Source organism: Acinetobacter calcoaceticus DSM 30006 = CIP 81.8 (genome assembly GCF_000368965.1).
GTDB classification, from domain to species: Bacteria; Pseudomonadota; Gammaproteobacteria; order Pseudomonadales; family Moraxellaceae; genus Acinetobacter; species Acinetobacter calcoaceticus.
Genome location: NZ_KB849780.1, coordinates 1,346,383 through 1,360,874 on the forward strand (window position 1 = coordinate 1,346,383; position 14,492 = coordinate 1,360,874).

Genomic DNA, 14,492 nt, shown 5'->3' on the forward strand with positions numbered 1-14,492 from the left:
CTATATTGATATAGGTATAAAGTATGAAAGATGGACTCCAAATTGAAGAAATGAAAAATGCGGCTGATTCAGTCGTGGGAATTCTAAAATCTTTGGCTAATACAGATCGTTTATTAATTTTATGTCACTTAGCTTACGAGGAGCTAAATGTCTCACAGATTGAAGAGAAGACCCAAATTACACAACCCACTCTTTCACAACAGCTTATGATGTTACGTAAAAGTGATGTTGTATCAACTCGTCGTGATGGAAAGCAAATTTTTTACTCTATTAAGGATGACAATATGCATTCAATTTTAAATACGCTTCATCAGCTGTACTGTGCAAGTAAATAATATTTTTAAATTATAAATTTATAATAATAGTAGTAATTTCCTGAAATATGCGATTTTTCAGCTTGAAAGCTTAGAGTTTAGTCCAAGCACAAAGTTTTGAAAATTCGCGTAGCTTTTCCAAAGCCTCACCGATACCATTTAATCTGTTATCAATTTATTTCTCTTGAGTTCATTCGGCACTTTCACCCCTTTTGATATATTTCATTTACTTAACGAACAATTAACAAGCAAAGCCTCCAATAAAAAAATTTAAAATTTAAAATTAACCAAAACTAAAACAATGACTTAATATTACCATCTACTATAAAAATCTCTAGTTAGCATAAAAAAGCTTAAGATTCCCATAACTTAAGTATAAAATACTCCGCTTGTTCAACCTTTAGCCACGAATAGATTAATAAGGTCTTTATATGCTTGAATTCCTTTCTCGATTAAGCTTGGTAGCCAAGATTATTATCGCCATTATTTTAGGTATTGGCGTTGCATTACTATTTCCAGACATTACGCCATATTTAAGTTTGTTTGGTGAGCTTTTTATTAAAGCATTAAAATCTGTTGCTCCTATTTTAGTCTTTGTATTAGTACTTTCTTCTATTGCCAACTTTCAAGTCGGTCATAGTGCAAATTTACGTCCAATCATGATTTTATACGTAGTAGGTATGTTGCTTGCTGCTTTCACAGCTGTGATTGTTAGTCTTTCTTTTCCTAGTACTTTGTTCCTCAACACTGTTTCACACAATGATTTGCAAGCACCAGGCAGTTTAGCTGAAATTTTAAAAAACTTGCTTTTAAGCTTTATTGCTAACCCTGTTCAAGCAATTAGCGAAGCAAACTTTATTGGTATTTTAGCTTGGGCAATTGGCCTTGGTTTAGCGATGCGCCATAGCTCAGACACCACAAAACAAGTCATGCAGGATGTTGCACATGCTGTTAGTGCTATTATTCATAAAGTAATTGCTTTTGCACCTGTCGGTATTTTCGGTTTAGTTGCAGTGACTTTTGCAGATGCTGGTCTCGCAACGCTTGAAAGTTATGCGCAATTATTAGTAGTACTGTTAGGTACGATGTTCTTTGTTGCTTTAGTTATCAATCCAATTCTTGTTGCGCTTACTATACGTGGGAATCCATATCCTCTCGTGTTTAAATGCCTTAAAGAAAGTGGGATTACTGCTTTCTTCACACGAAGCTCAGCAGCCAACATTCCAGTTAACTTAGATTTGGCAGAGCGCTTAGGTGTTAATCCATCTACAGCAAGTGTATCTATTCCATTAGGTACGACAGTAAATATGGCTGGTGCAGCTGTGACGATTACTGTACTCACACTAGCAACTGTTCATACGCTTGGAATTCATGTTGATTTTGCAACAATGCTTATCTTATCAGTTGTTGCTACAGTTTCAGCATGTGGTGCTTCTGGCGTAGCTGGTGGCTCTTTACTTCTGATTCCAGTAGCTTGTAGTCTATTTGGTATTTCAACCGAAATTGCTATGCAAGTAGTGGCTATTGGTATGATTATTAGTGTATTGCAAGACTCTACAGAAACAGCGCTTAACTCGTCTACGGATATTCTATTTACCGCAGCTGTAGATATTCGTTCCAAGCAAGCTTCATAAACGAAATGCCATTTCAACGCCTACCAAACTGGTTCCAACTTGGAGCCTTTTTACTGGCATTCAATGCCGGAATGATTAATGTATTAGGGCTAATTACCCTTTTGCATCAATCTATTTCACACATGACTGGCAACGTTAGTATGTTAGCTATGAGTTTGGTAGAGTGGCAACCAGAACATATCATTTTCTTGCTTCTGGTAATTATTTGTTATGTTTGCGGTTCATTTTATAGTGGTTTTATTTTAGGCAGCAGCCATTTTCGACTAGGTCGTCGCTATGGCTTACCTTTGAGTCTTGTTGCGTTATTCATTTTTCTTTGTTGGCTATTACTTCCTTATTTTCCACGCTATGGATTATTATGGGCTTGTACAGCGATGGGCCTACAAAATGCAATGATTAGCCATTATAAAGGAACCATTATTCGAACTACCCATCTATCTGGCGTTTTAACAGATATTGGTTTAGCACTTGGATATAAAGCTAGGGGCTTACAGGTGGAAAACCGACGTATAGTTTTACACTTACTAATTTTTGTAGGTTTTCTGCTAGGTGGAATTCTCGCCGCGCTGGTACATCCACATTTAAAGTTACAAGCATTTTTATTGCCAGCAACTCTAAGCTTAGTCTTAAGTATTTCTTACTGGGTAGTTTACTTTTATAGCCCTTCAACCTCACATAAGGATTAAGTCATGGTTAAAAATGCCTTACAAGCACAGCTACTAAAAGCTGGGTTAGTGGATAATAAAAAAGCAAAAAAATTAACAAAACAAGCTCATCACGAACAACGTATCGGTCAAAGTAATGAGGCCGAAATCAAAGCGAATATTGAAAAAGCTCAACAAGAAAAGTTAGCTAAAGATCAGGCTTTAAACTTAGAAAAACAACAACAACTTGAGGAAAAAGCCCTCAAAGCATCAATCATTCAAATGATTAAACATCATAAAATTTCAAATACTGATGGTGATAGTGTTTATCAATTTATTGATGAGAGTAAGATCAAGAAGGTATATATTTCTCAGCAAGTATATAATGCCCTTGTTTCAGGCAGTCTAGTCATTGCTAAAGATCAAAATCAATATGCTTACTTACCCAAAGCATTAGCTGAAAAAATTGATCAGAAGATGAAAGGTTTTATTTTATTGAACAATGCTGAGTCCAATGAACAGACTACAGATGAAGAAGATCCATATGCAGCTTATGTTATTCCTGATGATTTAATGTGGTAAGACATACAAGGGCCTTTATAATGCAAATATAAAGGCCTTTTTCAAATGGGTTTAAAAAGTATTAATTTAACAATTGTTCAAAATAGTAAGAAAAAATACTTAAAGAATAAATTCCTTCACCACTTTATCTATTAATCCCGATATAATAAATCATAATTTTTTAAGTCTTCGTGACATTCTTGAAGATTTCTTCAGGCATCCAAATTTACGTCATGTACTAATGAATGACGTACAACATAATCAGTTCATGTGTATTTGTGCATATTCAAAAGATCGAAAACCGAAGTGATATTGATCTAACTGACTTTTTTGTAAATTTAATTGCAAAGACTTAATTAAGTGGCTTTTGTCTTAAAGGTAGTAATTCATGCTGAAGTGGTTTGAAAAACTTGTAGATCCCTACCCAACAAAAGGTCTGGATGAACCTTTACCGACTCGTTTTTTTCCATTTGTCTGGCAAGCAACGGAAGGCTTACGCCCTTACTTATTCTTACTTATTCTTTTTACAGCAGGTGCGGCAAGCTTTGAAGCCTTACTTTTTTCAAAGATTGGACAACTCGTAGATTGGTTAAGTAGTAGTCACCCTGAAAGTTTTTTAAGTCAGCACACGACTGATTTACTACTTTTAATTGGTGTTTTATTTACCAATATCTTTTTTGTAAATATTCAATCTATTGTAAAACATCAGATTTTATATAGTACTTTTCCAATGCGTTTGCGTTGGCGTTTCCATAATCTTTTATTAAAACAAAGCTTAGATTTTTTCCATAACGACTTTGCTGGTCGACTTTCTGCAAAAGTGATGCAAACGGCTCTGGCCATCCGTGAATTCTGGATTATTTTGGGCGATATGTTGGCTTACGTCGCTATTTACTTTATTACCGTTAGTATTGTTCTGGGCTCGATTTCAACAATTTTGCTAATACCACTTTTAGTTTGGTTAACCTTATTCTTATTAAGTGCTTGGTTCTTTATTCCTCGTTTAAGTAAAGTATCTCAGCAGCAAGCCGATGCCAGATCAATTATGACTGGTCGCGTTACCGACGCTTATACCAACATTCAAACTGTTAAATTATTTGCTCATGCAGGACGTGAGAGCCAATATGCAAAAGCATCAATGAAAGAGTTTATGACAACAGTCTATGCTCAGATGCGTTTAGGCACTCTTTTTGAAATAAGTATCAACATGCTATCAGCCGTCTTATTTATTGGCGTTATTGGTACTTCAGTTTGGCTATGGACTCAAGGTTTAGCAGCATTAGGTGTAATTGCAGCGACTACTGCCATGATTTTAAAACTTAATAGTATGGCTGAGTTTATGATGTGGCATATGTCCGCGTTATTTGAGAATGTTGGAACCATTCAAGATGGTATGCAAACATTAGGTAAAAAAATTAATATTCAAGACAAACCTGATGCAAAAACACTTGAAGTAAGCCAAGGCGAGATTGTATTTAAAGATGTAAGCTTTGCTTATAACAATAAAAATGTGATTAATCACTTCAACTTAAAAATTAAAGCAGGTGAAAAGATAGGAATTGTTGGACGCTCTGGAGCAGGCAAATCTACACTTATTCAGTTGCTTTTACATTTTTATCATCTTAAGCAAGGTGCAATTTTAATTGATGGGCAGAATATTGAAGATGTGACTCAAGACAGTCTAAGAGCGAATATTGCCTTGGTAACACAAGATACGTCTTTATTACATCGCTCAGTCGCTGAAAATATTAAGTATGGACGTCCAGATGCATCTGATGCCGACATGAAAAATGCTGTAAAGAAAGCAAAAGCCGCAGAATTTATACCTCAATTGGTAGATTTAAAGGGTCGTAATGGATATGACGCTCAAGTAGGTGAACGTGGTGTAAAACTTTCTGGTGGTCAAAGACAACGTATTGCTATTGCACGTGTATTTTTAAAAGATGCCCCTATTCTCATTTTAGATGAAGCCACTAGTGCATTAGATTCAGAAGTTGAAGCAGCTATCCAATCAAGTTTAAATGACCTTATGGTTGATAAAACTGTTATTGCAATTGCACACCGATTATCTACTATTGCACAAATGGATCGTTTAATTGTTCTTGATGAAGGCCAAATTGCTGAGCAAGGAACACATGAAGAGTTAATTGCGCAAAATGGAATATATGCCCAATTATGGAAACGTCAAACAGGCGGCTTCCTAATTGAACAAAAAGTTTTACAGGGTCAAGATTAATGCTTTATTTAGAAGATTTGAAAATTGGTGATCGTTTTATTAGTCGTGAATATGAAATCACCTTAGATGAAATCAAAAAATTTGCAAATTCCTATGACCCTCAACCATTTCATATAGATGAAGAGCAAGCTAAGCATGATCCTATTTTTCAAGGGATTGCTGCCAGTGGTTGGCACACTTCTGCCATCACTATGCGTTTATGGACAGAATGCATGCCTATTCATGGAGGCTTGATAGGTTCAGAATCTAGTTTGCGGTGGCCACGCCCCACTCGACCGGGTGATAGAATTCATGTTGAAACTGAAATTTCAGCTATCACCCCATCCAAAACAAAATTAGATCGTGGTATTGTAAGTTACGTTACACAAGCCTTAAATCAACATGGGGATGTTTTACTTATTTCAACAACAAAAATTGTTGTCTTTAAAAAGAATGTTTAAAAATGGTTGATATGATTGTCTAACAGTTTTTATAAACTCAGATTATATTTCATGACAAGATGTGTAAGAAATGCATGTGAAAAATTGATGAGAGCAATGGAACGCATATGAAAATTACCTCAGCTCGTCAAGATCAGGGTATTCCGGGTGTCTATGGCTTATTGCTATTAGATGTCGTTTCACGTTGGGGATACAACGACGAAACATTATTTGCTCCATTTCATCTTACAAGCGAGCAACTGGCTGACCCTGACTATCGTATTTCTACACCAGTAGCAAATGAACTGGTTAAACACGCTCTTAAACTAACTGGTGAAACTACTTTGGGTTACCATCTTGGTACTCAAATGCGTATTTCAATTCATGGTTTCATTGGCTATGCAATTATGACAGCCAAAGATATTACAGAAGCAATTGCACTCGCAGCACGCTTTATTCAGCTACGCCTGCCCTTTTTACAATTATATTTCTCAACTTTTGGACCCAAGGCGACCTTACAATTACAGTGTGATATTGAACTTGAGCCTTTACGTACAGAAATCGTTTTAGGTTTAACCATTGGTATCATGAGCATGGCAAAAGCTATGACTGGCATTGAAGATTTAGCTGGGGATGTAGACTTAGATTTTCCAGAGCCAGAAGGTTTTGACAAATATAAAAATAAACTAAGCAGCACAATTCGCTTTAACCAACCACATTTAATTTCAAGTTTTGATAAAAAATATTTAGGACTTAAATTAGTCAACGCCGACCCTATTGCAAGTCAAGTTGCCATTAACCAATGTGAAACTGAACTTTCCGCTTTGGGTGAGCGCCGACGTTTAGCAATGCGAGTTCGTGATATTTTAAGTAATTCTGAACAACATTACTTAAGCATAGAAAATGTAGCAGAATGCTTACATATGTCGGACCGCACACTTAAACGTCAATTGGCAGCAGAAGGAACTTCCTTTTCTACATTAGTTGATGAAGTACGCTATCGACATGCAACATCTTTGCTTTCGCGTACAGATTATAGTCTTGAACAGATTGCGGATGAACTTGGCTATTCGGACGTAGCAAATTTTAGCCGTGCTTTTAAACGCTGGAGCGGCCGCAGCCCAAGCAACTGGCGTAAAGACCCATACTTATAATGTTTAAAACTATTGGACACAAGCTTAAGGAGTTACCATGAATCACCCTTCGGAACTGAAGTATGCACGTACACATGAGTGGGTAAAAATTGAAGGTGATCTTGTTATTACAGGGATTACTGACCACGCACAAGATGAGCTTGGCGATTTGGTATATGTCGAAACTCCTGAAGTTGGTAGTCAAGTTACAGCTGGCGAACAAGCTGGAGTTGTTGAATCAGTGAAAACTGCTTCAGACATCCATGCTCCTGTTTCAGGCACAGTAGTAGAAGTAAATACTGACCTTGAAGATGATCCTGATTTTGTAAATGACGATCCATACGACAAAGGCTGGATTTATAAAATCAAACCAGACAATATTGCAGATGTTGAAAAACTTTTAACAAATGCAGAATATGAAGCTGGCCTATAACATAGGTATAGTTTTCAAGATTTAATAAAAACCAGTTTAGATTTAGACTGGTTTTTTTCTTTGTTTATGCAGTTAATTTAAAATCAGCTATCTGATTTGGTGACCTATATGACAAAACTTGTTGTATTCTCTGGCGCAGGCATGAGTGCCGAAAGTGGAATTAGTACTTTTCGTGACAGTAATGGTCTATGGGAAAATTATGACATTCAGCAAGTTGCCACACCTGAAGCATGGCAAAAGAACCCTGCTTTAGTTCAACGCTTTTATAATGAAAGACGCAAAAATATTTTAGAATCTCAACCTAATCAAGCTCATCAATATATTTCCAAACTACAAGATTATTTTGAAGTACAAGTTATTACTCAAAACATTGATGATTTGCATGAACGCGCAGGAAGTTCCAACGTTTTACATTTGCATGGAAACATTCGGTTAGCAAAAAGCTCGGGTCCAAAGGCACAATTCACAACTCAGTTTTATGACATTAAGGGTTGGAAATTAGACTTAGAACACGACCTTTGCCCAGATGGATATCCCCTTCGCCCACATGTAGTCTGGTTTGGTGAAGCTGTACCGTCTTATGAAGAAGCAATTAGGTTAGTGCAAAGTGCAGATATTTTTATTGTAATCGGGTCGACATTAAGCGTATATCCGGTTGCAGGTTTAGTACATGAAATTGCAGCTCAATGTAAAGCTTACTATATAGATCCTCAGGCAGATCATGTGCGTGTTCCCCAACAATACGAATTGTTAAAGATGTCAGCTACTCAAGGAATGCATGAACTTTTTAAGAATTTAACTAATTGACTGCTATTTTTGAGTACCAAATAAATTTAATTTGAATAAAAATTATTTTTTTTGGATAAAATTCTCTAACATTGCTCTAATTTCGCGCAATAAAATTTTGCCTTCCACTCTCTTTGTAACCGAATATAGAGTTATTTTTTTAAAAAAATTATTTTTCTCAAGATAATTCAAAAAGACAAAATATTAAAAAACATAAGTCAATGATTAATAATATATTTTTTTAATTGTAATTTAAACTACACTCACTTACACAATGATACAAAAATATAATATAAAAATAACAGAGCAAAAAAATTCTTTTGTGGTTGAATCTCAACCTCTTGAATGCCGTACAAGAAAACAGCGACCTGGATTAGGTTACAATCACGGATTATGGATATAAGGACACACATCCATCATGAGTTATTTTGATCCCACCCTCATCATGTTTATGGTGTACATCTTAGCAATGGTACTTATTGGCTTATTTGCCTACCGTGCTACAAGCGACTTCTCAGATTATATTCTTGGTGGTCGTAGTTTAGGCAGTTTCGTTACTGCATTATCCGCAGGCGCATCAGACATGAGTGGTTGGCTGCTCATGGGTTTACCAGGAGCGATTTATCTCTCTGGTTTGTCTGAAGCGTGGATTGCAATTGGTCTTATTATCGGTGCTTGGCTTAACTGGCTACTGGTTGCTGGTCGATTACGCGTTCATACTGAAATACAAAATAATGCATTAACTTTGCCAGATTATTTTACAAGCCGTTTTGATGACCAGAAAAAAATACTTCGTATCTTTTCAGCGGTTATTATTTTAGTTTTCTTCGCAATTTACTGTGCTTCAGGCATGGTAGCTGGCGCCCGTTTATTTGAAAATTTATTCGGAATGTCCTACAACACTGCAATTTGGCTTAGTGCTATTGCGACCATCAGTTATGTTTGTATCGGTGGATTCTTAGCAATCAGCTGGACTGATACATTCCAAGCTGGCTTGATGATTTTTGCTCTGTTGTTAACACCAATCGTGACTTACCTTGCGATCGGCGACACAACTCATTTTGTTACCCTCATTGAAACTGCACGTCCGCATGCATTTAATCTCATCTCAGATTTTGGTGTGGTAGCAGTTTTATCCTCCATGGCCTGGGGTCTTGGTTACTTTGGTCAACCACACATCCTTGTGCGTTTCATGGCGGCTGATTCAGTAAAATCTATTCCTGCTGCACGTCGTATCGGTATGACATGGATGATTTTATGCTTAATCGGAGCTGTAGGTGCGGGTTTCTTCGGTATTGCTTATTTTGAGCAACACCCTGAATTAGCAGCAGTTGTAAGTAAAAACCCTGAAACTGTATTTATGGAATTGACTAAAATTTTATTCAATCCATGGATTGTGGGTATTATTTTGGCTGCAATTTTAGCTGCTGTTATGAGCACGTTAAGCTGCCAGCTTTTAGTATGTTCAAGTGCGCTAACTGAAGACTTGTACAAAGGCTTCGTTCGTAAAAATGCATCTCAAAAAGAACTTGTATGGGTTGGTCGTCTCATGGTTCTTGCAATTGCTGTTCTTGCAATTGTTCTTGCAGGTAACCCAGACAGTAAAGTTCTTGGCCTTGTTGCTTATGCATGGGCTGGTTTTGGTGCTGCATTTGGTCCGCTTATTATCTTGTCATTGTTCTGGAAACGTATGAATTTACAAGGTGCTTTAGCGGGTATGATCGTTGGTGCAGTTGTGGTTATTGGCTGGAAAAATCTTTTCGCAGACACTGGTGTTTACGAAATTATTCCTGGCTTTATCCTTGCATTTATCAGCATCGTTGTTGTGAGTCTTTTAACTAAAGCGCCAAATACGACAGTAACTGGACGCTTTGAACAAGCAGATAAACTCTACAAAGAAAGCGTATAATCCATCTAAATAAACTAAGGGGCTTCGGCCCCTTTATTTATTTTTAGTTTTGATTTTAATTTTTGAAGTATCCTTCACGACTTGCATTACTGGGTAACTACGGGTTTCTTTTACCCCAGGTAACTGCCATAACACTTGCCCTGCAATACGTCTAAACTCTTCCATACTGGCACTTCGTAATTTAATTAAAAAATCAAAGCCCCCACTGACCATATGGCACTCAACAATTTCCGGATAATGCACCACAGCATCAATAAACTCATCTAAAACATTAGGCGTCGTTTTATCCAGTAATACTTCAACAAACACCAAAAAATTAGCATTTAACTTAACAGGGTTTAACTTAGCCTCATATCCCAAGATGAATTCATCCTTCGTTAGCTTTTGAACTCGTGCCATCACAGCAGTTGGAGATAAATTCACAAGTTCGGCTAATTTACTGTTCGAAATACGCCCATCTGTTTGAAGAATATCCAAAATTTTTAAATCAGTGCGATCAAGGCTTAATAATGGGCCATTCATCTGAATTTTCCTCTAAAAAATGGGATAAATATAGTGAGTTATTCGGTGTTTCTTCTGTAATGATAAATTATCTAAACCTCTCTACTCAAGATAAATAGTACGAGAGCTAGTTGGCGGAAACAGATATGAATACAATGGATACTTTTCATCAAATGGATAAATCTCACCAAGGCTATATCACCGAATTCAACGATAAAAGTGAGTTTGAACAACGCATTAACACAGCTTGGCGTCGTGCTGAACCAGAAGCTGTAGAAGAGCTATTACAAGCTGCCGCGGTATCTGATGATTTAGATCATAAAATTTATGACCTTGCCTTTAATCTTGCCCATAACTTACGTGAACGTAAAACTTCTTCGGGTAAAGCAGGTATTGTTCAAGGGTTACTACAAGAATTCTCCCTTTCTTCACAAGAAGGCGTGGCTTTAATGTGTCTTGCTGAAGCTTTGCTTCGTATTCCAGACTCAGCAACACGTGATTTACTTATTCGAGATAAAATCAATCAAGGCAACTGGAAAGAACACGTTGGCCAAAGCAGCTTAATGTTTGTAAATGCTGCTGCATGGGGCCTTATGCTGACTGGTAAGCTGATGGAAACACCAAAGCAAACTAGTCTTTCAAGTGTACTTACTGGCCTTTTAGCACGTAGTGGCCGTGGCATTATTCGTAAAGCAGTCGATGTTGCAATGCGTATGATGGGTGAACAGTTTGTTACTGGTGAAACCATTGAAGAAGCTGTAGACCATGCAAGAGTACTTGAAGACAAAGGTTTCCGCTATTCTTACGACATGTTGGGTGAAGCTGCCTTAACAGAACATGATGCTGAACGTTACTTCAATGATTATACACAAGCCATCCATGCAATTGGCAAAGCGTCTAACGGTAAAGGCGTTTATGATGGCCCAGGTATCTCAATTAAGCTTTCTGCTTTACACCCTCGCTATCAACGTGCGCAAATTGAACGTGTTCATCAGGAACTTTACGGCAAAGTATTCGAACTCGCTCTTTTAGCAAAACAATACAACATCGGTTTAAATATCGATGCAGAAGAGTCAGAACGTTTAGAAATTTCTCTTGAATTACTTGAACGTCTTTGCTTCGAACCAGAACTTGCAAACTGGAAAGGCATTGGCTTCGTGATTCAAGCGTACCAAAAACGCTGTTTCTTCGTGGTTGATTATATTATCGATCTTGCCAAGCGCAGCCAAAAGCGCCTCATGATCCGTCTTGTGAAAGGTGCGTATTGGGATAGCGAAATCAAGAAAGCACAAATCGAAGGTATGGATGACTACCCTGTATTCACTCGTAAAGTGCATACGGATTTATCTTATATCGCTTGTGCTAAAAAATTACTTGCAGCACCAGATTTCATCTATCCGCAATTTGCAACTCATAATGCTCAAACGTTAGCAACGATCTATCATTTGGCTGATCCAAGCAAATATTATGCTGGTCAGTACGAGTTCCAATGTTTGCATGGTATGGGTGAGCCACTTTATGAACAAGTTGTTGGCCCACGTGAGCAAAATAAATTAGGCGTACCATGCCGTATTTATGCTCCGGTTGGTAACCATGAAACTTTGTTGGCTTACTTAGTTCGCCGTTTACTTGAAAATGGTGCAAATACTTCATTTGTTAACCGTATTGCCGATAAAACACTTAAAGTTGAAGATCTGATTCAGTCTCCAATTTACGATATTCGCAATGCAGCTAAACTTGAAGGTTCAGTTGGCTTAAAACACCCGTCTATTCCATTACCTTTAGACATATATGGCTCGCTCCGTAAAAACTCTAAAGGATATGATTTAGCAAATGATGCTCCACTTGAAGCTTTAGACAGCACAGCTCAACAACTGCGTAGTCGTATTTGGCAAAGCCATCCGTTATTGGCAGATAACAGTTCTTTAGAACAAGGTAATTCTGTTGCAATTACAAACCCAGCACAAAATGATGAAATTGTTGGGTATGTACAAGAAGCTGATCTAAAGCATGTAGAAGTTGCACTTAATGCAGCTGAACAAACTCAGTCTGAATGGGCTAATACACCTAAAGATCAACGTGCTCAATACTTAAAACGTGCAGCTGACCTGATGGAAAGCCGTATTGAAGAGTTAATGGTATTGCTTTGCCGTGAAAGTGGTAAAACCTATGCCAATGCGATTGCTGAAGTTCGTGAAGCTGTAGATTTCTTACGTTACTACGCAACTCAAGTTGAGAACCTTCCAGCTAATACAATCATTCAGCCTTTAGGTACTGTACTTTGCATTAGCCCATGGAACTTCCCTCTTGCGATTTTCTCAGGCCAAATCGCGGCTGCATTAGTCAGCGGTAACTGTGTTATTGCTAAACCTGCCGAACAGACTCCATTAATTGCAGCTCAAGCAGTGCAAATTTTATGGGAAGCTGGTATTCCTCATGGCGCTGTGCAGTTATTACCAGGTCGTGGTGAAACAGTTGGAGCTCAACTCAGCCAAGATAGCCGTATCGATGGCATCATGTTTACAGGTTCAACTGAAGTTGCAAAAATTTTACAGAAGACTGTTGCAAAACGTTTATCTGAAAATGGCCAGTCAATTCCCCTCATTGCAGAAACTGGTGGTCAAAATGCAATGATTGTGGACTCATCAGCTTTAACTGAACAAGTCGTACTTGATGTTGTAAGTTCAGCTTTTGATAGCGCTGGTCAACGTTGCTCTGCTTTACGTATTTTATGTGTGCAAGAAGACAGTGCTGCAACCGTTATTAAAATGCTTAAAGGTGCAATGCAACAACTTATCGTAGGTAACCCTGCGATTTTAAAAACTGATATTGGTCCTGTTATTGATGTTGAAGCAAAACAGACGATTGATCAGCACATCCAAAAAATGAAGTCTAAAGGCTATCCAGTACATCAGCTAATGTTTGGCGCAACGAGCCAGAATGAATTAGATAAAGGAACTTTTGTTGTACCAACAGCAATTGAGTTACCTAACCTTGATGATTTACAACGTGAAGTCTTTGGTCCAGTTTTACACATCATTACCTATAAGTATGGCGAGCTTGAGCAACTCATCTCGCGAATTAATGCCAAAGGTTATGGTTTAACAATGGGTCTTCATACGCGTATTGATCAAACGATCCAAACAGTGATTCAACATGCTGAAGTTGGTAACCTTTATATCAACCGAAATATTGTTGGTGCTGTTGTTGGTGTTCAACCATTCGGTGGTGAAGGTTTATCTGGTACAGGTCCAAAAGCTGGTGGTCCGCTTTACATGTACCGCTTAATGCAGCATTGTTCAAATAAAGTATTGGCAACACCATTTGCTATGAAAAATGAACAAACTGCTTTTGAAGGCTTTAACCGAGAGGTTTATCAGAGCTTACAAAATTGGGCGAAACAGCATTTACCGCAAGCAAATCGCGAAATTGAACCATTTGGCGTTGGTAAGTTTTATGAGTTACAAGGCCCTACTGGGGAAAGTAACCAATATATTATTCTGCCGCGTCACCGTGTTCTTTCAATCGCTGACACAGAACAAAATCAGTTGCATCAGCTGCTCGCAATTTTTGCAGTTGGTAGTCAAGCTGCGGTAATGCCTAATAGCCCATTATTGGCAAAATATAAACAAACTTTGCCAAAAGATGTATTAGATGCAATTCGTGTTATTAAAAACATCAGTTCAGATGATTTTGATGCAGTTTTACATCATGGTAACCGCGAAGAAATCTTCTCATTACAGCAAGAAGTTGCTACTCGTTCTGGTGCAATTGTGGGTATTACACATGTTGAGCCTAATGAGACTATTCCACTTGAACGTTTAGTAATTGAACGTGCAATTAGTGTGAATACAGCTGCGGCTGGCGGTAACGCAAGCTTAATGACAATGTCTGATTAATACGTAAGTTTCTAAAAAAGCCC

At 37.7% G+C, this 14,492-nt stretch carries 12 protein-coding genes; 11 read left to right on the forward strand and 1 reads right to left on the reverse strand.

The window, feature by feature from the left end; all coding sequences use genetic code 11:
* Nucleotides 1–23 precede the first annotated feature (23 nt).
* The 10 genes from F936_RS11335 (at nucleotide 24) to putP (ending at nucleotide 10,069) form a co-directional block, all read left to right on the forward strand.
* Nucleotides 24–335 (forward strand): ArsR/SmtB family transcription factor, encoded by a 312-nt coding sequence (locus tag F936_RS11335; RefSeq protein ID WP_002121379.1) that lies wholly within the window; start codon nucleotides 24–26, stop codon nucleotides 333–335.
* A gap of 410 nt (nucleotides 336–745) precedes the next feature.
* Nucleotides 746–1,948, forward strand: coding sequence for a serine/threonine transporter SstT (sstT, locus tag F936_RS11340; protein WP_005047472.1), 1,203 nt, complete (start codon nucleotides 746–748; stop codon nucleotides 1,946–1,948).
* Between the two features lie 5 nt (nucleotides 1,949–1,953).
* Nucleotides 1,954–2,634: a YoaK family protein gene (locus F936_RS11345; RefSeq protein WP_005047473.1), complete on the forward strand. Its 681-nt coding sequence runs from the start codon at nucleotides 1,954–1,956 to the stop codon at nucleotides 2,632–2,634.
* Nucleotides 2,635–2,637: 3 nt separating this feature from the next.
* Nucleotides 2,638–3,174, forward strand: a complete 537-nt coding sequence (locus F936_RS11350) for a DUF2058 domain-containing protein (protein WP_003651432.1) — start codon at nucleotides 2,638–2,640, stop codon at nucleotides 3,172–3,174.
* A 367-nt stretch (nucleotides 3,175–3,541) separates the two neighbouring features.
* The gene (locus F936_RS11355) at nucleotides 3,542–5,389 is read left to right on the forward strand and encodes an ABC transporter ATP-binding protein (protein ID WP_003651430.1); all 1,848 of its coding nucleotides are present in this window, start codon (nucleotides 3,542–3,544) and stop codon (nucleotides 5,387–5,389) included.
* Nucleotides 5,389–5,829, forward strand: a complete 441-nt coding sequence (locus F936_RS11360; RefSeq protein ID WP_003651428.1) for a MaoC family dehydratase — start codon at nucleotides 5,389–5,391, stop codon at nucleotides 5,827–5,829. Before F936_RS11355 ends, F936_RS11360 begins: the two co-directional genes overlap by 1 nt.
* Before the next feature lie 107 nt (nucleotides 5,830–5,936).
* Complete coding sequence (locus F936_RS11365) at nucleotides 5,937–6,962, forward strand: AraC family transcriptional regulator (RefSeq protein ID WP_003651426.1); 1,026 nt, start codon at nucleotides 5,937–5,939, stop codon at nucleotides 6,960–6,962.
* 37 nt (nucleotides 6,963–6,999) lie between these two features.
* On the forward strand, nucleotides 7,000–7,374 hold the full coding sequence (gene gcvH, locus F936_RS11370) for a glycine cleavage system protein GcvH (RefSeq protein WP_005047476.1): 375 nt from the start codon (nucleotides 7,000–7,002) through the stop codon (nucleotides 7,372–7,374).
* Between the two features lie 99 nt (nucleotides 7,375–7,473).
* Nucleotides 7,474–8,181 carry an SIR2 family NAD-dependent protein deacylase gene (locus F936_RS11375; RefSeq protein WP_080595310.1) on the forward strand — a complete coding sequence of 236 codons (708 nt, stop codon included), beginning with the start codon at nucleotides 7,474–7,476 and terminating at the stop codon, nucleotides 8,179–8,181.
* 397 nt (nucleotides 8,182–8,578) lie between these two features.
* Nucleotides 8,579–10,069 (forward strand): sodium/proline symporter PutP, encoded by a 1,491-nt coding sequence (gene putP, locus F936_RS11380; RefSeq protein ID WP_005047480.1) that lies wholly within the window; start codon nucleotides 8,579–8,581, stop codon nucleotides 10,067–10,069.
* Between the two features lie 33 nt (nucleotides 10,070–10,102).
* Here putP and F936_RS11385 read toward each other — a convergent pair whose 3' ends face one another.
* Nucleotides 10,103–10,591 carry an Lrp/AsnC ligand binding domain-containing protein gene (locus F936_RS11385; protein ID WP_003651419.1) on the reverse strand — a complete coding sequence of 163 codons (489 nt, stop codon included), beginning with the start codon at nucleotides 10,589–10,591 and terminating at the stop codon, nucleotides 10,103–10,105.
* A gap of 125 nt (nucleotides 10,592–10,716) precedes the next feature.
* On the opposite strand from F936_RS11385, the gene putA reads away from it, so the two are divergent.
* On the forward strand, nucleotides 10,717–14,469 hold the full coding sequence (gene putA, locus F936_RS11390) for a trifunctional transcriptional regulator/proline dehydrogenase/L-glutamate gamma-semialdehyde dehydrogenase (protein WP_005047482.1): 3,753 nt from the start codon (nucleotides 10,717–10,719) through the stop codon (nucleotides 14,467–14,469).
* Nucleotides 14,470–14,492: the final 23 nt, after the last annotated feature.